Source organism: Pseudomonas sp. EA_15y_Pfl1_P101, from assembly GCF_963970835.1.
Taxonomy (GTDB): domain Bacteria; phylum Pseudomonadota; class Gammaproteobacteria; order Pseudomonadales; family Pseudomonadaceae; genus Aquipseudomonas; species Aquipseudomonas tritici.
The window spans coordinates 16335-36611 of sequence record NZ_CAXAPA010000017.1; the positions used below are offsets into that span (position 1 = coordinate 16335).

The 20277-nt window shown below is 60.9% G+C and carries 21 protein-coding genes; 10 read left to right on the forward strand and 11 right to left on the reverse strand.

The features are described 5' to 3' along the window. The first annotated feature begins 93 nt into the window (after positions 1–93). From AACY36_RS23330 to AACY36_RS23345, 4 genes are all read left to right on the forward strand, one after another. Positions 94–1035 carry a LysR family transcriptional regulator gene (locus AACY36_RS23330; RefSeq protein WP_339418917.1) on the forward strand — a complete coding sequence of 314 codons (942 nt, stop codon included), beginning with the start codon at positions 94–96 and terminating at the stop codon, positions 1033–1035. Between the two features lie 92 nt (positions 1036–1127). Then, a complete protein-coding gene (locus AACY36_RS23335; RefSeq protein WP_339418918.1) occupies positions 1128–1646 on the forward strand; it encodes a sigma-70 family RNA polymerase sigma factor in 519 nt (172 codons plus the stop codon). Continuing rightward, on the forward strand, positions 1643–2551 hold the full coding sequence (locus tag AACY36_RS23340) for a FecR domain-containing protein (protein WP_339437092.1): 909 nt from the start codon (positions 1643–1645) through the stop codon (positions 2549–2551). The genes AACY36_RS23335 and AACY36_RS23340 overlap by 4 nt, the downstream gene beginning before the upstream one ends. 282 nt (positions 2552–2833) lie before the next feature. After that, complete coding sequence (locus tag AACY36_RS23345; protein WP_339418922.1) at positions 2834–3049, forward strand: TOBE domain-containing protein; 216 nt, start codon at positions 2834–2836, stop codon at positions 3047–3049. A gap of 98 nt (positions 3050–3147) precedes the next feature. Here the strand turns inward: AACY36_RS23345 and AACY36_RS23350 are convergent, their stop codons facing one another. The 4 genes from AACY36_RS23350 to AACY36_RS23365 are packed head-to-tail and all read right to left on the reverse strand — an operon-like array spanning position 3148 to position 5858. Next, complete coding sequence (locus tag AACY36_RS23350; protein WP_339418924.1) at positions 3148–4299, reverse strand: MalY/PatB family protein; 1152 nt, start codon at positions 4297–4299, stop codon at positions 3148–3150. Positions 4300–4358: 59 nt separating this feature from the next. After that, positions 4359–4952, reverse strand: coding sequence for an FMN-dependent NADH-azoreductase (locus AACY36_RS23355; RefSeq protein ID WP_339418926.1), 594 nt, complete (start codon positions 4950–4952; stop codon positions 4359–4361). Beyond that, positions 4949–5389 (reverse strand): GNAT family N-acetyltransferase, encoded by a 441-nt coding sequence (locus tag AACY36_RS23360; protein WP_339418927.1) that lies wholly within the window; start codon positions 5387–5389, stop codon positions 4949–4951. The genes AACY36_RS23355 and AACY36_RS23360 overlap by 4 nt, the downstream gene beginning before the upstream one ends. Further along, a complete protein-coding gene (locus AACY36_RS23365; RefSeq protein WP_339418928.1) occupies positions 5382–5858 on the reverse strand; it encodes a carboxymuconolactone decarboxylase family protein in 477 nt (158 codons plus the stop codon). Before AACY36_RS23365 ends, AACY36_RS23360 begins: the two co-directional genes overlap by 8 nt. 130 nt (positions 5859–5988) lie before the next feature. Between AACY36_RS23365 and pdxR the strand changes: the two genes are divergently transcribed. Continuing rightward, positions 5989–7368, forward strand: coding sequence for a MocR-like pyridoxine biosynthesis transcription factor PdxR (gene pdxR / locus AACY36_RS23370; RefSeq protein WP_339457164.1), 1380 nt, complete (start codon positions 5989–5991; stop codon positions 7366–7368). A 122-nt stretch (positions 7369–7490) separates the two neighbouring features. After that, positions 7491–9215, forward strand: a complete 1725-nt coding sequence (gene ggt / locus AACY36_RS23375) for a gamma-glutamyltransferase (protein WP_339428227.1) — start codon at positions 7491–7493, stop codon at positions 9213–9215. Between the two features lie 33 nt (positions 9216–9248). Here the strand turns inward: ggt and AACY36_RS23380 are convergent, their stop codons facing one another. The 3 genes from AACY36_RS23380 to AACY36_RS23390 form a co-directional block, all read right to left on the reverse strand. After that, positions 9249–9767 carry an AAA family ATPase gene (locus AACY36_RS23380; RefSeq protein WP_339419119.1) on the reverse strand — a complete coding sequence of 173 codons (519 nt, stop codon included), beginning with the start codon at positions 9765–9767 and terminating at the stop codon, positions 9249–9251. After that, positions 9764–10327: a nicotinamide riboside transporter PnuC gene (pnuC, locus tag AACY36_RS23385; RefSeq protein WP_339418932.1), complete on the reverse strand. Its 564-nt coding sequence runs from the start codon at positions 10325–10327 to the stop codon at positions 9764–9766. The genes AACY36_RS23380 and pnuC overlap by 4 nt, the downstream gene beginning before the upstream one ends. Positions 10328–10428: 101 nt before the next feature. Beyond that, the gene (locus AACY36_RS23390; protein ID WP_339497620.1) at positions 10429–12063 is read right to left on the reverse strand and encodes a methyl-accepting chemotaxis protein; all 1635 of its coding nucleotides are present in this window, start codon (positions 12061–12063) and stop codon (positions 10429–10431) included. A gap of 219 nt (positions 12064–12282) precedes the next feature. Between AACY36_RS23390 and AACY36_RS23395 the strand changes: the two genes are divergently transcribed. Both AACY36_RS23395 and AACY36_RS23400 read left to right on the forward strand, forming a co-directional pair. Next, positions 12283–13113 carry an undecaprenyl-diphosphate phosphatase gene (locus tag AACY36_RS23395; RefSeq protein ID WP_049708511.1) on the forward strand — a complete coding sequence of 277 codons (831 nt, stop codon included), beginning with the start codon at positions 12283–12285 and terminating at the stop codon, positions 13111–13113. Continuing rightward, on the forward strand, positions 13110–13493 hold the full coding sequence (locus AACY36_RS23400) for a DUF1294 domain-containing protein (protein ID WP_065909282.1): 384 nt from the start codon (positions 13110–13112) through the stop codon (positions 13491–13493). Before AACY36_RS23395 ends, AACY36_RS23400 begins: the two co-directional genes overlap by 4 nt. A 502-nt stretch (positions 13494–13995) precedes the next feature. Here AACY36_RS23400 and AACY36_RS23405 read toward each other — a convergent pair. Continuing rightward, positions 13996–14352: an MmcQ/YjbR family DNA-binding protein gene (locus AACY36_RS23405; RefSeq protein WP_339428230.1), complete on the reverse strand. Its 357-nt coding sequence runs from the start codon at positions 14350–14352 to the stop codon at positions 13996–13998. Next, on the reverse strand, positions 14349–15257 hold the full coding sequence (locus tag AACY36_RS23410) for a LysR substrate-binding domain-containing protein (RefSeq protein ID WP_339497621.1): 909 nt from the start codon (positions 15255–15257) through the stop codon (positions 14349–14351). Before AACY36_RS23410 ends, AACY36_RS23405 begins: the two co-directional genes overlap by 4 nt. A gap of 124 nt (positions 15258–15381) precedes the next feature. On the opposite strand from AACY36_RS23410, the gene AACY36_RS23415 reads away from it, so the two are divergent. Further along, positions 15382–15993, forward strand: coding sequence for an FMN-dependent NADH-azoreductase (locus AACY36_RS23415; RefSeq protein WP_339418938.1), 612 nt, complete (start codon positions 15382–15384; stop codon positions 15991–15993). Positions 15994–16233: 240 nt separating this feature from the next. Then, positions 16234–17271 carry an alpha/beta hydrolase family protein gene (locus tag AACY36_RS23420; RefSeq protein ID WP_339497622.1) on the forward strand — a complete coding sequence of 346 codons (1038 nt, stop codon included), beginning with the start codon at positions 16234–16236 and terminating at the stop codon, positions 17269–17271. On the opposite strand, the gene AACY36_RS23425 is transcribed toward AACY36_RS23420, so the two are convergent. Then, positions 17265–18440, reverse strand: coding sequence for an MFS transporter (locus AACY36_RS23425; RefSeq protein WP_339418940.1), 1176 nt, complete (start codon positions 18438–18440; stop codon positions 17265–17267). The genes AACY36_RS23420 and AACY36_RS23425 overlap by 7 nt on opposite strands. 224 nt (positions 18441–18664) lie before the next feature. Continuing rightward, positions 18665–20251 carry an ABC-F family ATPase gene (locus AACY36_RS23430; protein WP_339418942.1) on the reverse strand — a complete coding sequence of 529 codons (1587 nt, stop codon included), beginning with the start codon at positions 20249–20251 and terminating at the stop codon, positions 18665–18667. Positions 20252–20277: the final 26 nt, after the last annotated feature.

Consider the following 20277-nt stretch of genomic DNA (forward strand, 5'->3'; position numbering starts at 1 on the left):
TATGGGACGGACTGTACGGCGGGCGATCAATGCGCTACAAATCGAATCTCGCTTACAACTGATAACCTCAGGGTATCGATATAAAGGAAGTTGATGAGTAGTCCGCCGATCTCCCGCAGCCTATTTAACCGCCTGCGCTACAAGCACTTGCATATGCTCGTAGCGCTGAGTTCCAGCCAGAACCTGCACCGTGCGTCCCAGGCGCTGAACATGTCGCAGCCGGCCGCCACGCGCATGCTGCGTGAGATCGAGGATATGTTTGCCTGCGACCTTTTCGAGCGTTTGCCCAGGGGCATGCGTCCGACGGCGCTGGGCCAGGAGTTGATCCGCTTTGCCGAATCAGCCTTGAGCGGGCTGGACCGTTGCGCCGAAGACTTGATGGCTCGCCAGCAGGGCGGCTATGGCTACCTGTCGATCGGCACCATCATGGGCGCCGCACCGGACTTGGTGATGGACTCCATCGCGCAGATCAAAACGCTAAACCCGCAACTGCGTATCCGCATCATGGGTGACACCAGCGACCAGGTGATCCAACTGCTTGAGCAGGGTCGCATCGACCTGGCGATCACGCGGCGCAACGCCGCCACTGACAGCGAGCATTACAGTTTCGAACCCCTGGGCAACGAACGCTTGCTGGTGGTGGTGCATGCGGGCCATCCCCTGGCTCAGCGCGAACACGTGCCCTTGGAGGAATTGGTGCACGACTGGCCGTGGATCCTGCAACCGCAAACCAGCCCGGCGCGTATCGGCTTCGACCAGGCGCTGCAGGACCTGGCGCTGCCGAGCCCAGCGGACATCATCGAATGCAGCTCGGTGTACTCCATGCAGCAGTTGATCCAACTGACCGACGCGGTGATGGTGCTGTCAGAAAGCGCGCTGCGTGATTACCTGAAGATGGGTTTGGTGGTGGCGTTGCCGGTAGCCCTGGAGGTACGGCTTGCGCCGTTTGGCATGTTATTGCGCAAAGGCGAGGGGGTGAGCCGGGAATTGGGGTGGTTTATCGACTTGCTGCGGCAGAAGGCCGCCATGCTTTAAACGCATTGTTGAAAAGGGCATGGTGTGTCAGTGCGATATTAAATAGAATGAATCTCATTTGAGACTCACTCGCGCCGCGCAGGTCGCTAGCCATGAATGATGCTGTTGTACCGACCCACGCCCCCGAACTGACCTTGTCGAGCCTGTACCGTGACCACCGCAGTTGGCTCGAAAGCTGGCTGCGCCGGCGCCTGGGCAATGCCTGGGATGCCGCGGACCTGAGCCAGGATACGTTTTTGCGGGTGCTCGCCAGCGCCCAGCCGATTGCGCAGATGCAGGAGCCGCGGGCGTACCTGGTGACCGTCGGCAAGCGCCTGCTGGTGAATTTTCATCAGCGGCGCAGCCTTGAACAGGCTTATCTGACTGCCTTGGCGAACCTGCCGGAAGAATGCGTGCCTTCCCCCGAGCAGCGTTGGTTGGTGTTGGAGACGCTGCAAGCCTTGGATGAATTGCTCGACGGCTTGCCGGTGCTGGTCCGCCGCGCCTTCCTCTGGAGCCAACTGGAAGGCCTGGGCTACCGGGAAATTGCCGAGCGCCTCGACGTGTCCGAGCGCACGGTGAAACGTTATATGGCCCAAGCCTACGAGCATTGCCTGCTGGTGGACCTGTGAGCCGCGACGTCGCCCGCGCCGCCGCCCATTGGTTGGCTCTGCTCGAATCCGGCGCGGCCACCGAGCGTGATCACGCCGCGTTGCAGCGCTGGCGTGACAGCCATCCCCAACACGAACAGACCTGGCAGAAAGCCCAAACCCTACGCCAGCGTTTCAGCGACTTGCCCCAGGCCCTGGCGATGGCCAGCCTCGACCGCCCACAACCGGGGCGACGCGCTGTGCTCAAGCGTGCCTTGGGGATCGCGGCATTGGTGCCGACTGCCTGGTTGGTCAGCCGCCAATTGCCCATCGAGGCATGGCGCGCCGACCTGCATACCGCCACTGGTGAGCGCAAACGCCTGCCATTGGCCGACGGCGGCAGCTTGCAACTCAATACCGCGACGGCAGTGAACATGGACCTCGCGCAGCACCGCATCACCTTGGTGGACGGTGAGTTGGCGCTGAATGTGCCTGGCGCGACGGCGATGACCGTGCACACCCGATACGGCGAATTGAGGGTCAGCCAGGCCGAAGTGTGTGTGCGGCAACTGGCCGCTGGCTGTCGGGTGTCGGTGCTCAAGGGCTTGGTTCACGTGCGCGACCTGAACGGGCAAGTGACGACCTTGCAGGCGGGCCAGCAAGCCCCCCTGAACGCCAGCGGGCTGGCCGCCTGGGCGCCGTTTGATGTGTCGCAGTTGGGCTGGCGCGCGGGTGTGTTGACGGCGCAGAACCAACCGTTGGGGGATTTTCTGCGGGAGTTGGAGCGCTATCGCCCAGGGGTGTTGCGCTGGGATTCACGCCTGGAGCGTATGCGGGTGACAGGCAGTTTTCGCTTGGACGACACGGACCGAATCCTCAACCTGTTGGCCTCAACGCTGGGGGTCGAGGTGCAGGCGCGGACGCGCTATTGGGTCACACTGAGTTAAGTGTGGGAGCCGTTTCAATTCAATCACATGGGCGCGTTGCAGCTCGCTCAAGCACAGCGGCTTCAGCTGCGCAGCACCGGATCACGCCGATTCGTTGGCGCTCGGCAGATGCTTCGCAGGTTGACAAATTCTTGAAGCGCTGTTGGCAGGGCAATAATTCACATATTCCTTAATGATATAAATAAATATTTATATATTCTTTTTGATGTGGTCGGTATTGGCGCATTTTGAGGGCCTGCGCATACGTGCGGATTGACCCAACAGCCAAAAAGGAAAGTCGACATGACCATTAAAGCGATCAACGTGCGCAACCAGTTCAAGGGCGTGATCAAGGACATTCTGCTGGGGGACGTGGTGTCGGAAATCGACGTGCAAACGGCGTCCGGTATTGTCACTTCGGTGATCACTACCCGTTCGGTACGTGATCTGGAGTTGAAAGTGGGCAGTGAAGTGATTGCCTTTGTGAAGTCCACCGAAGTGTCCATCGCCAAGCTGTGACGATCCCGTGTCGTCGCCGGCTGGCGGGGCGCCTGAGATCAAGATCAAAAGCAGAGCAGAGCAAAAGCTGAGCCCATTACGGCTCAGCTTAGGGTGAGTCAGGCCTGGCGTTGGCGCAGTACCCGTTCCATACGTTGCAAACCCTCTTCCAGCATCGACCGTGGGCAGCCGAAGTTCAGGCGCACGAATTGCTGGCTGTCGTCACCGAACTCGATCCCAGCGCTCAAGCCCACCTTGGCCTGTTCCAGGAAGAACTGTTGCGGGTCATCCAGGCCAAGCGCGCTGCAATCCAGCCAGGCCAAGTAGGTGCCTTGCGGTGCATGCATCACCACACCGGGCAGGCGGGTTTGCACGGCCTTGAGCAGGTAGTCACGGTTGGCTTGCAGGTACTGCACCAGCGCGTCGAGCCAGTCGCCGCATTGGCTGTAGGCCGCACGAGTGGCTTCCAGACCGAGGGGGCTGACGCTGTCGACCATGCCGCAACGGGCCGCGTTGAAGCGCTCGCGGATTTCGGCGTTCTGGACCACCGCAAAGCAGGTCTTCAAACCCGCCACGTTATAGGCCTTGCTGGCCGACATCAGGGTGATGGTGCGCTGGGCGATCTCATCGCTGAGGCTGGCGGTGGGGATATGGCGGCGGCCGTCAAAGCACAGCTCGGCGTGGATTTCATCGGAGATGATCAGCGCGCCGTTTGCCAGGCAGGCGTTGGCCACGGCGAGCAGTTCTTCGCGCGGGAAGACTTTGCCAATGGGGTTGTGCGGGTTGCTCAGCAGCAGTGCACCCGCGCCGGCCAGCGCATCGTGCAAGGCTGGCAGTGGCGTGAAGTATTCACCGTCGATCAGCTCGAAGGGGACTTCGATGCGCGGCAGGTTCCAGTGTCCTGGGGCCAGGCGGATCGGCCGATAGTTCGGGGTTTGCAGCACCACTGGCTGGCCCGGCTGGACACACGCGTGCAGCGCCATGTTGAAACCCGGTTCGACGCCGGGCAGGAACAGCAGCTCATCCGGTTGTACGCGCCAAGCGTATTTGGCCCACAGGTCGGCGACGATCGCCTCGCGCACATCCGGGCCGGCGACGCTGTAGCCGAGGACCTGCTGGTCGAGGCGTGCATGCAGCGCCTGCAGCACGGCGGGGGGCGCGGCGATGTCCATGTCGGCGATCCACATCGGCAAAACGTCCTGCGGGTAGCGGCTCCACTTGGTGCTGCCGGTGCCGATGCGGGGGTGGATCGTGTCGAAATCAAAGCTCATGGGGGGCTCGTATCAGGGAGTCAGGCGCAAGAATGGCGCTGATTCTAGCGCCATTATTTTTATAGGCCAGAGCTGATTGCCACCGACAGTCGCTGATGAGCCTGCTCCAGCGCGCGGTTGACCGCTTCTGCGCCGCGCACCATGGCCGGTAAATACACGAAATCGACTGACTGAATGCCCACGGTAGACAGGATCGCGGTCATGTACGGCGTGAAAAAGTCCGGCTCATGGCCCTTGCGGGCGTTACCCGAACTGACCAGCACAAAGGTGCGTCGGTCCTTCAGTAAGCCGACTTTTTCAAACTGCTCATTCAGCGTAAAGCTGCGTTGGATGCGCACCACTTGGTCGATCCAGGCCTTGAGCGCCGCCGGCACGGTGAAGTTATGCACCGGCGCGCAGAGGATCAGCAGGCCGCAGGCTTCGAGTTCCACGATCAACTGTTCCGACAGCCCCGTCGCGCTGGCGCTGAGTCCGCCCGGAGTGGTCAGCGCGTTAGCGTATTCACGGGTCAAGGGCGGCAGTGCCTGGCTGCCATAATCGCGTTCGGTCACCTGCGCGCCCGGCATCAGGTCGCGTAACAGTGCGCGGGCCAGTTTGAAGGTCTGCGCGGCTTTGCCGTGGGGGCTGAAACTGAGGAGCAGGGCGTGAGTCATTGGCTCAAATCCTGGGAAAAGTGCATGCCCAGGGGCAGCAGGCCCTGGCGGAAATAGAAGCGCTGGGCCATGGCCATGTGCATGCCGGTGTCCAGCACCAGCCAGCGATAGCCACGCGCGCGGGTTTCCTCACGCACGCGATCCAGCAGGCGTTCACCCAGCCGGCGACGCTGCAATGAGGCGTCTATCACCAGGTCATCCACGTATATAAAGCGGCCATACAGGGTGTTTTCGGTCAACCGGTAGCCGGCCAGGCCAATCACCTGGCCGTTTTCGCGTGCGGCCAGCAGGCGATAGCCGTTTTGCCGTTGGCGCTGGATTTGCGCGGCAAAGGCCGTTGCGTCGGTGAGGTGCGGGCGCAGCTGTTGCATCACTACGAAGCAGGCGATGAAATCGGCCTGGGTTTCCATCTGTACGCATTCGACGTGTTCATTCATGGCCTTGGTTCTCAACGTGCGCCTTGATCGCTGCCGGCACTTTGCGGAAGCTGATCGCAACGCGGTTAAGCGCGTTCATCAACGAAATGGCCAGGGTCAGGTCGGCGATTTCCTTCTCACTGAACGCCGCCGCGACCTCTGTGTAATCTGCATCCGGCACTTGGGTTTGCGCCACGGGGGTGACCACTTCGGCCCAGGCCAGCGCGGCACGTTCACGCGGGGTAAAGAGCGGGAGCCCCTCGCGCCAGGCAGCCAGCAGCATGATTTTTTCCAGGCTCACGCCCTGTTTGAGCAAGTCGCGGGAGTGGCTGTCCAAGCAATAGGCGCAGCCATTGAGTTGCGAGACCCGCAGGTACACTAAGTCGATCAGTTCTTTCTCCAGGCCGCAGCCATGGATGTAGCTGTGCACCGTGCCCAGGGCTCTGTAGCCGACAGGGGCGGCCTGGGCGTAATCGAGGCGGTGTTTCATGGGCATTCCTTTGTTCGGTCAGGGATGCGCCATTGTCGTGGGGGTGAACGGGGGCCGACAGGGGCATGATTGGACAAGTGGGTTGGGACATGATCAGACTTCGGCCTGTCTTTGCGTCGAGCCACTTGCGATGTCGTCACTACCCAAATACCAGGAAATCTACCGGCGCTTTCGCCAGGCCATCGACCAGGGCCAATTGCGCCCCGGTGAGCGCGTGCCGTCGGTGCGGGCGCTGGCCCAGGAGCTCAAGGTGGCGCGCGGTACGGTGGAGGCGGCGTATCAGCTATTGGTCAGCGAGGGCTTCTTTGAGGCGCGCGGGCAAGCGGGAACGGTGATCGCCGAGGCGTTGCCGCCGAAGTCGGTGAAGCCAATGCCGGCCTCGTTGCCAGGCACTTCAGGTCCACGTCCGCTGCAGATGGGCTTGCCTGCTTTGGATGCGTTCCCGCGCAAGCTGTGGGCGCGGTTGGTCACCCAGCAAGTGCGCCGCACCGACGCCGACAGCCTGGCGATGGGTGACGTACGTGGCACCCAGGCGCTGCGTGTGGCGATCGCCAGCTACCTGGCGTTGTATCGGGGCGTGGAGTGCTCGCCGCAGCAGGTATTTGTGTGTGCCGGGTATGCGGGGTGCCTGACGTTGGTGTGCGACACGCTGGCGATGGCGGGGCAACGCTGTTGGTTTGAAGACCCTGGGTATTTGCATGCGCGGCAATTGTTGATGCGTCACGGTGTGGAGCTGGTGCCGGTGCCGGTGGATCGCGATGGCCTGGATGTCGAGCAAGGCATTGCGCGCGAACGCGAGGCACGATTGGCGATTGTTACCCCGGCGCATCAGAGCCCGTTGGGTGTGGCGTTGAGCCCGGCGCGTCGGCAGGCCTTGCTGGAGTGGGCGCGGGCGCAAGGCAGTTGGGTGGTAGAGGATGACTACGACAGTGAGTTTCGCTATCGCGGCCAGCCGCTGGCAGCGCTCAAGAGCCAGGATGTGGATGACCGGGTGATCTATGCCGGGAGCTTCAGCAAAATGCTGTTCCCGGGCTTGCGGTTGGGGTATCTGGTGGTGCCCGTGTCGTTGGTCGAGGTGTTTGAACGGGGTGCCCATGCGTTGCAGCAGCGCAGCGCGCAGTTGTTGCAGCTGACGGCGGCGGATTTTCTGGAGCAGGGGCATTTCACCCGGCATCTGAAGAAAATGCGGCAGTTGTATGCGCAGCGTCGGGGGTATTGGGTGGCGGCGTTGCGGGTGCATTGCGCGGCGTTTTTGCGGGTAGATGAGCAGGCGGGCGGGATTAACCTCTTGGCTCGGTTGATGGTGGATGTACCGGATCGGGTTGTGGCTGAGGCGGCTGATCGTGCAGGGTTGGCAGTTCAAGCGTTGTCATCGTGGACGCTCGAGGTGGGGTGGGGGCAGGGGTTGATGATGGGATTTACCAATGTCGCGACGGCTCAGCAAGCGAAAGACTTGGCCCTGGTTCTGCGCAGCACTCTCGCCGAACTTACCGGCCTGAGCGAGCGATAGAGCATGGGCTTTTTCAGGCCGGTTCTGTGACCGACAGGTTCTGTAATAAAAACGCCATTGCGCTGGGGATTAAATCCGCAACGGGCTATTTTGGTGCATCTCAATAACCAGAGTAGCCATGGATGAAATACCAACCCTTCAGCCGTACCTTGATTGTCACCGCCCTGGTGTTGACGGTCAGTGGTGTACAAGCCGCGTCCCAGGCCCCGGTGGCCGGTGAAAATGGCATGGTGGTCACGGCCCAGCATTTGGCAACACATGTGGGCGTGGATGTGCTCAAGGCTGGCGGCAACGCGGTCGATGCGGCCGTCGCCGTGGGCTACGCGCTGGCCGTGGTATACCCGGCGGCGGGTAACCTGGGCGGTGGCGGTTTCATGACCGTGCAACTGGCTGACGGGCGCAAGACCTTCCTCGATTTCCGCGAAAAAGCGCCGCTGGCGGCCACCGCCAATATGTACCTGGACAAAGACGGCAACGTCGTCGAAGGCCTCAGCGCCAAGGGCCATCTGGCTGTGGGCGTACCTGGCACTGTCTCGGGCATGGAGCTGGCCCTGAGCAAATACGGCACCCTCAAGCGTGCCCAGGTCATCGCCCCGGCGATCAAACTGGCGGAAAACGGCTTCGCCCTGGAGCAGGGTGATATCGACCTGCTGCATACCGCTACCGGTGAGTTTGAAAAAGACAAGGACATGCGCGCAATCTTCCTGCATAACGGCCAACCGCTGCAGGTGGGTCAGAAACTCGTGCAGAAAGACCTGGCCAAGACCCTCAAGGAAATCTCGGCCAAGGGCAGTGACGGTTTCTATAAAGGTTGGGTTGCCAAGGCACTGGTGGATTCCAGCCAGGCTGGCAAAGGCATCATCACCCAGGCAGACCTCGACAACTACAAAACCCGCGAGCTGGCGCCCATCGAGTGCGACTACCGTGGCTACCATGTCGTTTCGGCACCGCCGCCGAGCTCCGGTGGCGTGGTGATCTGCCAGATCATGAACATCCTCGAAGGCTTCCCGATGGCCGACCTGGGCTATCACTCGGCCCAAGGCCTGCATTACCAGATCGAGGCCATGCGCCACGCGTATGTGGACCGTAACAGCTACCTCGGTGATCCGGACTTCGTAAAGAACCCGATCGAGCACCTGCTGGACAAAAACTACGCGACGAAACTGCGTGACGCGATCGATCCGCAAAAGGCCGGTGATTCCCAGGCGATCAAGCCGGGTGTATCGCCCCATGAAGGCAATAACACCACCCACTATTCCATCGTCGACAAGTGGGGCAACGCGGTGTCGGTTACCTACACCCTCAACGACTGGTTCGGTGCGGGCGTGATGGCGAGCAAGACCGGGGTGATCCTCAACGACGAAATGGACGACTTCACCGTCAAGGTCGGTGTGCCGAACATGTACGGGCTGGTCCAGGGTGAAGCCAACGCCATTGCACCGGGCAAGGCGCCGCTGTCGTCGATGAGCCCGACCATCGTGACCAAGGATGGCAAGACGGTGATGGTAGTGGGTACGCCAGGTGGCAGCCGCATCATCACAGCGACCTTGCTGACGATCCTGAATGTGATCGACTACAAGATGAACATCCAGGAAGCCGTGGACGCACCGCGTTTCCACCAGCAGTGGATGCCTGAGACGACTAACCTGGAGACCTTCGCGGTCAGCCCGGACACCCAGAAGATCCTTGAAAGCTGGGGCCACACGTTTGCAGGCCCGCAGGACGCCAACCACTTGGCGGCGATCCTCGTGGGTGCTCCATCCCTGGGTGGCAAACCGGTGGGGAATAACCGCTTCTATGGCGCGAATGACCCGCGTCGCAACACCGGGCTTTCCTTGGGCTACTAACCACGCCTGCAGTGAGCGGGCTTGCCCCGCTCACTACAATAATTCTTCTACAGCCTTGAAGGCCGCGACTCGGCGCTTCTCCCAATTCCCTCTGATCACTACGACTGCCTGCTGATGCTGCTGCATCCACGCCAGGCTATCCTCGAAAAACGCCTGCCGATCCGCCAGTTCCGGTTGGCAGCGTTGGCCGTCGGCGGTCCATTCCACATCATCCGGCGAGAGCAACAGGTGCAGGTCGTAATGCCGCGCCAGCAGTTCGCTGTCCAGCCACGCCGGGTAGTCGCCGAACAGGGTCTGGCTCCAGAGTCTGTTGGTCAGCAAATGCGTGTCGAGGATCAGCCACTCAGGCTGTTCGGCGCGGGCAGCGTCCTCCCAGGCCAGTTGGCCGCGGGCAATGGCCGGGATATCGGCCAAGGTGGTATCACGTCGATGATGGTCGATGAAATGGCGCACATATTCACCGACCATCAGCCCGCCGAAGTGCGCTTGCAGTTCAGCCGCCAGCCAGCTCTTGCCGCTGGATTCGGGACCCGCCAATACCACCACTTTCATGCGTGCAACGCCGGGTCGGCGCGCCATTCACGCCAGCCTTGCACGGCGATCACAGTGAACAGCGCGTACAGCGCGGCGGTGAGGTACAGGCCTTTGTAGAGGAACAGCCCGACGAAGATCACGTCCACCACAATCCACAACGCCCAGCACTGCACACGTTTCTGCGCCATCCACATTTGCGCCACGAGGCTGAAACCGGTGAGCGCGGCGTCGAGCCAGGGTTGGGCGGCGTCGGTCCAGTGGGCCATGGCGGCGCCGAGCAGCAGGCTGCCGACTGCGCCCACCGTGAGGCTGGCCATGATTGCCAGCCCACCAAGGCGGGTGACCTGGCGCCCTTGCTTGATCTGGCCGGCGCGGGTCCACTGCCACCAGCCGTAGACTTGCAGGGCGGCGTAAACCACCTGTAGCAGCATGTCGGAATAGAGTTTCACATCGTAGAACACCCAGGTGTAAAGCAGCACCATGACCAGCCCGATCGGCCAGCACCAAGGGTTTTGCTTGACCGTCAGCCACACGGCGATCACCCCCAGGGCAGCGGCGAACAGTTCAAGCCCGGACATGGTCGTTCCTTGGGAGAGTGGGAGAGGGCGGGGATTGTAACGAAAGAAGATTGGCGTAGGAATTGGCTTGTAGTGAGCGGGCTTGCCCGCTCACTACCGGACTAGACTTTGAACTGGCGCAAGAGTCCGTCGAGCTGATCGCTCAGGCTGCGCAAGTGCGCACTTGCTACGCTCGACTGTTCCGCCGCCAGCGCCGTGCTGTGGGACAAACCGGCGGCCTGGGTGACGTTCTGGTTGATGTCTTCCACCACATGCGCCTGCTGCAGCGTGGCGCTGGCAATCGAGGCATTCAGGCTGTTGAGGTTGTGCAGGGCCTGGCCGATGGCGGTCAGGCTGGCGCCGGCTTGGCCGGCTTGCTCGATGGTCAGTTGCGACGCGCTGTGGCTGTCGCTGATCACGTTGACCGCCGCTTCCGAGTGGCCTTGCAGGCGCTCGATCATGCCCTGGATCTCCGCCGTGGATTTTTGCGTGCGCTGAGCCAGCAGGCGTACTTCATCGGCCACCACCGCAAAGCCGCGGCCTTGCTCGCCAGCGCGTGCCGCTTCAATCGCCGCGTTCAAGGCCAGCAGATTGGTCTGGTCGGCGATGGAACGGATGACCTCGAGCACGCTGCCGATCTGGGTACTTTCAGCGGACAGGGTACGAATCACTTCCACGGCCTGGCTGATGGTGTTGGAGAGTTGGTCGATCTGTTGCAGGCTGCCGTCGATATTGACCTGGCCTTGCTGCGCCTGGGCCTGTGCATCGCGCATTTCGCTGGCGGCGTGTTCAGCGTTCTTGGCCACGTCCTGCACGCCGTAGGTGACTTCATTGATGGCGGTGGCCACCAGTTCCATCTGCTGGGACTGTTGCTGGCTGCGGTCATGGGCCTGGGTCGCATTGTTGCCCAGCTCCTGTGAGGACTGGCCCAGCGCGTTGGCGCATACCTGCAACTGGCTCACCACCTCGCGCAACTTGGCGGTGAAGTTGTTGAAGTGATTGGCCAATTGGGTGACTTCGTCCCGGCCGTGGGTGTCGAGGGTGCGGGTGAGGTCGCTTTCGCCGCTGGCAATGTTGCCCATGGCGTTCACCGCGTCCTGCAGCGGCCGCACAATGCTGCGGGCGATCAGTGAGACCAGCAACGCCATCACCAGCGCAATGCCGAGGCCGATAAACGAGGCTTTCCAGACCTGGGTGCTGAACTCGGCCTGCACATCATCCACGTACACACCGGAACCGATAATCCAGCCCCACGGCTGGAACAGTTGGATGTACGAAGTTTTCGGCACTGGTGCGTCGGCCCCAGGCTTGGGCCAGCGGTAGTTGACGATGCCGGCGCCCTTGGCCTTGGCCAGGATCACGAATTCGTTGAACACGGCAAACCCGTCAGGGTCACGAATGGCCGAAAGGTTCTGGCCATCGAGCTTGGGGTTGGCCGGGTGCATGATCATCACCGGCGTCAGGTCGTTGATCCAGAAATAGTCGTCATGGTCGTAGCGCAAGCCACGCACCACGCTCATGGCCTGTTTCTGGGCCGCTTCGCGGGTCATCACGCCAGTCGTCTCGAGGCTGTGATAAAACGTCAGAATCCCGCTGGCGGTCTGGACCACGTGTTGGGTTTGTAGGCGCTTGGCCTGGTACAGGTCGTCATGGATCTGCTTGAGCATCAGCAAACCCAGGGCCAACAGCATCAGCACGGCGACTATCAGGATCAGCCAGAGGCGCCGGCTGATCGACATATTGCGCAAACTGTTCATCGTCCTGTCACTCCGGGCTTTTTATAATTGTGGGCGTGCATCGACTTTTCCGCCTTGTCTGATAGTCTTTCGGCCTGTATTCGGAAAACCTGAGTACTGTCTGATTTTTCACAAGATTTTTGCAGGTTGGGGGTTAAAATCCAGCATCGTATCTTGTCGTCAGTGAACCATTAAAAAGATCAATGAGGCTTGCCATAGAGCAAGACCTTTGGGGGAAGCATGGATTTTTGGACCGCCATACAGGCATTGATTCTTGGCGTTGTGGAGGGGCTTACCGAGTTCCTGCCGATTTCCAGCACTGGCCACCAGATCATCGTCGCCGACTTGCTCGACTTTACCGGCGACCGTTTCAATGCGTTCAACATCATCATTCAGCTGGGCGCCATCCTCGCCGTGGTGTGGGAATTCCGGGGCAAGATTTTCGAAGTGGTCAGCGGCCTGCCGACCCAGCGCAAGGCCCAGCGGTTCACCGTCAACCTTTTGATCGCCTTCTTCCCGGCCGTGGTGTTGGGGGTGATTTTCGCCGACCTGATTCATCACTACCTGTTCAACCCGATCACCGTGGCAACGGCGCTGGTGGTGGGCGGCGTCATCATGCTGTGGGCCGAGCGCCGCGAGCACGAAGTGCATGCCGAAACCGTCGATGACATCACCTGGAAAGACGCGCTCAAGGTGGGCCTGGCGCAGTGCCTGGCGATGATTCCGGGCACCTCGCGGTCCGGCTCGACCATTATCGGCGGCCTGTTGTTCGGCCTGTCGCGCAAGACCGCCACCGAGTTCTCGTTCTTCCTGGCGATGCCGACCATGGTGGGTGCGGCGGTGTATTCGGGCTACAAGTACCGTGACCTGTTCCAGCCTGCGGACTTGCCGGTGTTCGCCATCGGCTTTGTGACCTCGTTCATCTTCGCGATGATTGCGGTCAAGGGCTTGCTCAAATTCATCGCCAGCCACAGCTATGCAGCGTTTGCCTGGTACCGCATTGCGTTCGGCTTGTTGATCCTGGCGACTTGGCAATTCGGCTGGATCGACTGGGCCGCGGCCAAGGCATGATGATTCAGCACCCACGCTTGAAGGCAGCGCTCTTCGTGCTGCTGTGCGCGGCGCCGCTGTTGGGTTCGGTACTGGTGTGGCAGCGCGGCGAGACCGTGATCCCGCTGGCGGCCTATGGCGTGGTCAGCGTGATCGCGTTTTTCCTGTATTGGAGCGACAAGCGCAAGGCGCGCACCGACAGTTGGCGCACGCCGGAAAATATCCTGCATGCCGTGGAACTGGCGGGCGGTTGGCCGGGGGCGCTGATTGCCCAGCAGGTGTTCCGGCACAAGACGCGCAAGGTGTCTTATCAGGTGTTGTTTTGGGTGATTGTGTTGTTGCATCAGGTGTTTTGGCTTGACCAGATGTTTCTCGGCGGCACGTTGGTTTCAGTCCTATAGGCTTGGGTATCTACAGCTCTTTTGGTGCTGCGCCAGACCTGTGGCGAGGGAGCTTGCTCCCGTGGCGGCGGGGCATGCGGCGACTTTTATCTGGCGAGAAACGGTTCAAATGTGGGAGCTGGCTTGCCTGCGATGGCTATGTGTCGGGCGACTAGGATCGAGTGTATATCCGTTATTTAGATAACGGCCACTTAGGGTTTCGCTCTTACAGCGACTCACTTTTGGAAAGGCCCAAAAGTAAGCAAAAGGCCTTCGCCCCACCACTCGGTGTCTCGCCTAGGCTCGACATGCCCTCACTCCGGCTTGAATCCGTGGGCCGCCGCGATGAGCCATCCTTGGCCCAGCGCGGCTAACCCGGCGTCCTGTCGGGTTACCCACGGATTCAAGCCTGCGTTCGGCCAGCGTGGTTGACGGGGCGCCTGAGATCAAGATCAAAAGCTGAGCAGAGCAAATCAAAAGCAGAGCAACCGATAGTCACTTAGATAACTAGGGTGCTTTTGCGTCAATTACCCAGCAACAGCCCGACCTGCGTGCGTTTGGGCAACTTGCTGACCACCAACTGGTGTGAACGCTGCAACAAGCCACGCAGTTCATCAGCCCCAAGCGGGTAGGGCGTGTTCATGATGATCCACTGCGCGCGGGCCAGATACGGCGCCGGGTGGATGCCTGGGCGGTCCACATGGCCGAGGAACAGTTCCTTATCGACCTTGAACGCCAGCGATTCACCGCGCAGGTTCTGCAGGGCAAACATCTTGTTTCCGGCAATCGAAAAGACGCGCACACCGCCCCATTTGTAGTCCTCCCGCGCGCCGGGCAGACTCAGGCAGAAGCTGGCGACGTGTTCTTCGGTCATCTTCATAGCAGGCGGTCTCCACAGCCTTTGAAGCCTTCTTCCAGGTAGTCGATCCAGGCCCGTATCGCCGGCAGCACGCCGCGCCGATGCGGGTAAACCGCTTGCAGCCAGCCGCCCGGCAACGACCATTCAGGCAACAATTGCACCAATCGGCCTTTGGCCAACTCTTCTTCGCAATACATCATTGGTAACACGGTAAAACCCACGCCCATGATCGCGCTGGCTTTACGCACAATGAAGTCTTCGATGCCCAGCCGGGCTTCCATCACCAGTTCGTGAGGGGTGCCCTGTGGGTCGAGGATACGTTGATGCACCATGCGGTCTGCCTCCAATGCACCGAGGATGGGCAGTTGCCTGAGGTCGTCGAGGCTGTTGACTCGACGCTCGCGCACGAGTTCGGGGCTGGCGACCAGTAAGGTCTGGGCCTGGCGCAGGCGTTTGGTCACCAGTAGCGGGTCTTCATCACCGAGTTCACGCACGCGCAACGCCACGTCGATACCTTCAGCCACCAGGTCGACACGGCGATTGACCAGGGTCATTTCCAACTGCACCTGGGGGTGGGCAGCGAGAAAGCCCGCGACGAGCTCCGGCAGAATGTGCTGCGCCATGCCCACCGGGCAACTGACCCGCAGCCGACCACGGGGTTCGCTGGACATGCTGGCCACGGCCTCATCGGCCATTTCCGCTTCCAGCAGCATGGCCTGGCAGTGGCGCAGGTAGCGCTCGCCGACGGCGGTGAGGGTCAATTGGCGGGTGGTGCGTTGCAGCAGGCGCGCGCTCAGGCGTTCTTCCAGCTCAGCGATGCGCCGCGACAGCCGCGACTTGGGAATCCCCAGCAATCGCCCGGCCGCCGCGAAGCCACCGGCTTCCACGACTTTGGCGAAATAGTAGAGGTCGTTGAGGTCTTGCATGGTCAGCCTATTGTCCTGTGAGTGGGACGAACTATCGCATTTAAGCCGTCTTATCGGCTATTGGTTTCATGTGTAGCATCACCACCATCTGATGGCCCTTGACGATCCTAACCGGAGATCTCACATGAAACTTTTGCATATCGATTCCAGCATTCTCGGCGACAACTCGGCATCCCGTCAGCTCAGCGCGGGTGTGGTCAAGGCCTGGCAAGCGGCGGAGTCGGGTGTGGAAGTGACTTACCGCGACCTGGCCAGCGAAGCTATCAACCACTTCTCCGGCGCGACCCTGGGCGCCCTGGGCACTGCCGCTGAACAGCGAGATGCCGCGCAAAAGCACGAGGCCGACCTGAGCGCATCGTCGCTGGCTGAATTCCTCGCCGCCGATGCCTTGGTGATTGGTGCGCCGATGTACAACTTCACCATCCCGACTCAACTGAAAGCCTGGATCGACCGCATCGCCGTCGCCGGCCAGACTTTCCGCTACACCGAAGCCGGCCCGGAAGGCCTGTGTGGCAACAAGAAAGTCATCATCGTGTCCACCTCCGGTGGCTTGCACGCCGGGCAGGCGTCTGGCGCTGCCCATGAAGGCTATCTGAAACTGCTGTTTGGTTTCCTAGGTATCACTGACATTGAAATCGTACGGGCCGAAGGCTTGGCCTACGGCGATGACGCGCGTAGCAAATCTTTGAGCGACGCCAACGTACGCATCAACGAACAATTGTTCGCCGCCGCGTAAAGCTTATGTAAAATAGCGCCTTTCCCCGTTTCAATCTGAAGCGGCGCGTCTAAACTCTGTATTCTGATCGCCTCGAAACGACCGGACTACGGAGTTTTTTCGTTTACCCGCTGTCATTACTCTGGCCCAGGTTATGCACGCATGGGTTTATCACCCGGTGCGAGCGCCTGAACCATGGATTTTTCAACCAGATATGCCGCGGATGTTGAACGTGGGCACACAGCAAAGGTGGCCATCCCCATGATGCGTCTTTGTGCTGTTATGGTTCTTTCCCTGCTCGGCAGCCTGGTTTCAGTGCACGCCGCCCCTGCGCCTCACCCCCATTGGAGTGTGGGTTTCCACCGCATGACTTTTCTCGACCCGGTGGACTTGCAGCCGATGAAAGCCATCGCGTTCTACCCGTCCACCGACGCTGAACACACCACGCCGTTGGGCGCCTATCACGTCGCGGCCTCCGAAGATTCCAAGATTGCCATTGGCCGATTTCCGATGTTGATGCTGTCCCACGGCAACACCGGCACACCTCTGGCCCTGCACGACCTGGCCACGTCGCTGGCGCCTAAAGGTTTTGTGGTGGTGGCGGTGCTGCATCCTGGCGACAACTACAAAGACCACAGTCGACTGGGCACGGTGAGCAACCTGTATGGCCGGCCGATTCAGATTTCTGAAGCGATCACTGCCACCCTGGGCGATCCGATGCTGTCGCCATTCGTTGACGTCGATCAGGTGGGCGTTATCGGTTACTCGGCCGGGGGTGAAACCGCGTTGATCCTGGCGGGTGCCAAGCCGGATTTCGACCGCCTGCGCCGTTACTGCCAGGAGCGCCCGGAGGATCGCGATGCTTGCACCACCAAAGGCGAATTGGTGGTGGACCGCGATGACCTGCAACCGCAATCCGACCTGCGCATTCACGCCTTGATGCTGATGGCGCCGTTGAGCCTGATGTTCGGCCGCCACACCCTGGTCGACGTGCATGTGCCGGTGCTGCTCTACAGTGGCGATGGCGACAAGTTGGTGGCCGTGGACAAGAACGCTGCCGCCCTGGCGCGCAAGCTGCCAGAGCCGCCCGACTTCAAGCTGCTGGCCGGGGCAGGGCACTTCGTGTTCATGGCGCCGTGTGACAGCGACCAATTGGCGGCGATGCCGGCGATTTGCACGGATGCTGACGGGGTCGACCGTGAAGGCATTCACCGTGACTTGATCTCTGAGGCGGGGCGTTTTTTCAGCCATACCCTCGGTCAATCCACCCGCGCCGGTATGCAAACGGCTGATCAGTAATCGCGGCGCATGAGCAACAGGGTCACGCCCAGGGCGGTGACCGACAACAGCGCGGCGCAGAAGAAGATCCAGCCGTAGCCGAGGTTCAAGGCCACGGCGCCCATCAACGGCCCGGCGATCGCGAGGGCCAAGTCAAAAAACACCGCATACGCACTCAGCCCCGCGCCACGGCTGCTGTTGGGCACCTGTTTGATGGCTTCCACCCCCAGCGCCGGGTACACCAGTGACAAGCCAAAGCCGGTCAGCCCGGCCCCAACCAACGCCACCGCGGTGGACGGTGCCAGCCAGAGCAGCGTAAGGCCGAGGGTTTCGATGGTCATGCAGGCAATCGCTGCCCGAAAGCCACCAAAACGGCTGATGGCGGCAATAAACACCAGCCGTGACAGGATGAAGCACGCGCCAAATACCGTGAGGCAGTACGCCGCGCCGACCCAACCTCGATTGAGGTAGTACAAGGTGATAAAGGTGGTGAGGGTGCCATAGCCAATCGATGCCAGGCACAGGCTGGCGCCAAACGGCGCGATACGCCCGAACACCGCCCAAAATGGCAGACGCTCGCCACGCACAACCGGCACCGACGGTTTGTTGCGGATCAGCGCCAGGCCCAGTGCCGCCAACACTGACAGCGCAATGCCGAGGCTGGTGTAGCCGTATTCGGCCACCATCACGACACCCAGCGGTGCACCAATGGCAATGGCACCGTAGGACGCGATCCCATTCCACGAAATCGACCGCGCGGTGTGTTCGGCACCGACCTGGCCCATGCACCAACTGATGGTGCCCACGCCGATCAACCCTTGGGCCACGCCCAACAACAGACGTGCGACGATCAGAATACCCAGGCTCAGCGACGGCAGGCTTTCCACCAGCGTCGCGAAAAACGTCAGCACGCCACTCACAAGAATCCCGGCCAGCCCCAACACAATTGCACGCTTGGTGCCGACGTTATCCGACATGCGCCCGGCCATGGGGCGGCTGAGCAGGGTGGCGAGATATTGCGAGCCGATCGTGATGCCGGCCACTACAGCGCTGAACCCAAGTTGCTCGTGTACATAGCCAGGTATGACCGCAATCGGCAGGCCAATGCAGATAAAGGCGATGAAGGTGTAGAAGACGATGGAGACGATCTGCAGGGTGATCGACAGGGAGTTGGGCGTGGCGGCAGACATGGGTACTCGTTCGCTGGCGGGCGGTAGGCGCATCATCGCAAGGGCCAGGGGCAAAGGAAAGCAGACTAACTACTTAAACAACATCCCTCCCGGAGCGAATAACCTGTGGCGAGGGAGCAAGCTGCCTCGCCACAAAAAGCGTGCTCATCTCAAGATGCAAAAAGCCCCGTCACACTGGACGGGGCTCTAACTTGCTGCTTGCAGCCGAAAACTAATCGCTGCTCTTAAAACACCACGCCTTGGCTGCGCAGGTAGTCGTCATAGGTGCCGCTGAAGTCGATCACGCCGGTGGCGCTCAACTCGATGATGCGGGTGGCCAGGGAGGATACGAACTCACGGTCGTGGCTGACGAAGACCAGCGTGCCTGGGTAGTTTTCCAGCGCCAGGTTCAGTGCCTCGATGGATTCCATGTCCAAGTGGTTGGTCGGTTCGTCCATGATCAGCACGTTCGGCTTTTGCAGGATCAGCTTGCCGAACAGCATACGGCCTTGCTCACCACCGGAAATCACCTTCACCGACTTCTGGATCTCGTCGTTGGAGAACAGCATGCGACCCAAGGTGCCACGGATCATTTGCTCGCCTTGAGTCCACTGGCCCATCCAGTCGAACAAGCTCATGTCGTCTTCGAAGTCATGGGCGTGGTCCTGAGCGTAGTAGCCCAGCTCAGCCGCGTCGGTCCACTTGATGCTACCGGCATCCGGCGTCAGCTCGTTGACCAGAGTACGCAGCAGCGTGGTCTTGCCGATACCGTTCGGACCGATGATCGCCACGCGCTCGCCCGCTTCAACCTGGAAGCTGAAGTCCTTGAACAGCGGTTTGCCATCGAAGCCTTTGGCCATGCGCTCGACAATGACCGCCTGGCGGTGCAGTTTTTTGTTCTGGTCGAAACGGATGAACGGGCTCACACGGCTCGAAGGCTTGACCTCGGCCAGTTGGATCTTGTCGATCGCCTTGGCGCGGGAGGTGGCTTGCTTGGCTTTCGAGGCGTTGGCCGAGAAGCGGCTGACGAAGGATTGCAGTTCGGAGATCTGCGCCTTCTTCTTGGCGTTGTCCGACAGCAGTTGCTCGCGGGACTGGGTCGCTACAGTCATGTACTCGTCGTAGTTGCCCGGGAACAGGCGCAGCTCGCCGTAGTCCAGGTCAGCCATGTGGGTGCACACGCTGTTCAGGAAGTGACGGTCGTGAGAGATGATGATCATCAGGCTGGAACGCTGGGTCAGGATGTTTTCCAGCCAGCGGATGGTGTTGATGTCCAAGTGGTTGGTCGGTTCGTCGAGCAACAGCACTTCAGGGTCGGAGAACAGCGCCTGGGCCAGCAATACGCGCAGTTTCCAGCCAGGGGACACTTCGCTCATCGGGCCGAAGTGCTGTTCCAGGGGAATGCCCAGGCCCAGCAGCAGCTCACCGGCGCGGGATTCGGCAGTGTAGCCGTCCATCTCGGCGAATTCGGTTTCCAGTTCGGCCACGGCCATGCCGTCTTCTTCGCTCATTTCCGGCAGCGAGTAGATACGATCGCGCTCGGCCTTGACCTTCCACAGTTCCTCGTGGCCCATGATCACGGTGTCGAGCACGGTGAATTCTTCGTAGGCGAACTGGTCCTGGCGCAGTTTACCCAAGCGCACGTTCGGCTCCAGCATGACCTGGCCGCCGGACGGATCGAGGTCGCCACCGAGGATTTTCATGAAGGTCGACTTGCCGCAACCGTTGGCACCGATCAAGCCATAACGGTTGCCTGCGCCGAACTTGACCGAGACGTTCTCGAAGAGCGGCTTGGCGCCGAACTGCATGGTGATGTTAGCTGTGGAGATCAATTACTTTACCTATCAATGGGTTGCGA

What these genes read in the sequence shown, in the direction of transcription:
- AACY36_RS23355 (WP_339418926.1), bottom strand. Translation starts at nt 4,952, where the DNA reads ATGACTCACGCCCTGCTCCTCAGTTTCAGCCCCCACGGCAAAGCCGCG.
- AACY36_RS23350 (WP_339418924.1), bottom strand. Translation starts at nt 4,299, where the DNA reads ATGAGCTTTGATTTCGACACGATCCACCCCCGCATCGGCACCGGCAGC.
- ggt (WP_339428227.1), top strand. Translation starts at nt 7,491, where the DNA reads ATGAAATACCAACCCTTCAGCCGTACCTTGATTGTCACCGCCCTGGTG.
- pdxR (WP_339457164.1), top strand. Translation starts at nt 5,989, where the DNA reads ATGTCGTCACTACCCAAATACCAGGAAATCTACCGGCGCTTTCGCCAG.
- AACY36_RS23335 (WP_339418918.1), top strand. Translation starts at nt 1,128, where the DNA reads ATGAATGATGCTGTTGTACCGACCCACGCCCCCGAACTGACCTTGTCG.
- AACY36_RS23330 (WP_339418917.1), top strand. Translation starts at nt 94, where the DNA reads ATGAGTAGTCCGCCGATCTCCCGCAGCCTATTTAACCGCCTGCGCTAC.
- AACY36_RS23420 (WP_339497622.1), top strand. Translation starts at nt 16,234, where the DNA reads ATGATGCGTCTTTGTGCTGTTATGGTTCTTTCCCTGCTCGGCAGCCTG.
- AACY36_RS23365 (WP_339418928.1), bottom strand. Translation starts at nt 5,858, where the DNA reads ATGAAACACCGCCTCGATTACGCCCAGGCCGCCCCTGTCGGCTACAGA.
- AACY36_RS23360 (WP_339418927.1), bottom strand. Translation starts at nt 5,389, where the DNA reads ATGAATGAACACGTCGAATGCGTACAGATGGAAACCCAGGCCGATTTC.
- AACY36_RS23380 (WP_339419119.1), bottom strand. Translation starts at nt 9,767, where the DNA reads ATGAAAGTGGTGGTATTGGCGGGTCCCGAATCCAGCGGCAAGAGCTGG.
- AACY36_RS23390 (WP_339497620.1), bottom strand. Translation starts at nt 12,063, where the DNA reads ATGAACAGTTTGCGCAATATGTCGATCAGCCGGCGCCTCTGGCTGATC.
- AACY36_RS23345 (WP_339418922.1), top strand. Translation starts at nt 2,834, where the DNA reads ATGACCATTAAAGCGATCAACGTGCGCAACCAGTTCAAGGGCGTGATC.
- AACY36_RS23415 (WP_339418938.1), top strand. Translation starts at nt 15,382, where the DNA reads ATGAAACTTTTGCATATCGATTCCAGCATTCTCGGCGACAACTCGGCA.
- AACY36_RS23400 (WP_065909282.1), top strand. Translation starts at nt 13,110, where the DNA reads ATGATGATTCAGCACCCACGCTTGAAGGCAGCGCTCTTCGTGCTGCTG.
- AACY36_RS23395 (WP_049708511.1), top strand. Translation starts at nt 12,283, where the DNA reads ATGGATTTTTGGACCGCCATACAGGCATTGATTCTTGGCGTTGTGGAG.
- AACY36_RS23405 (WP_339428230.1), bottom strand. Translation starts at nt 14,352, where the DNA reads ATGAAGATGACCGAAGAACACGTCGCCAGCTTCTGCCTGAGTCTGCCC.
- AACY36_RS23425 (WP_339418940.1), bottom strand. Translation starts at nt 18,440, where the DNA reads ATGTCTGCCGCCACGCCCAACTCCCTGTCGATCACCCTGCAGATCGTC.
- AACY36_RS23410 (WP_339497621.1), bottom strand. Translation starts at nt 15,257, where the DNA reads ATGCAAGACCTCAACGACCTCTACTATTTCGCCAAAGTCGTGGAAGCC.
- pnuC (WP_339418932.1), bottom strand. Translation starts at nt 10,327, where the DNA reads ATGTCCGGGCTTGAACTGTTCGCCGCTGCCCTGGGGGTGATCGCCGTG.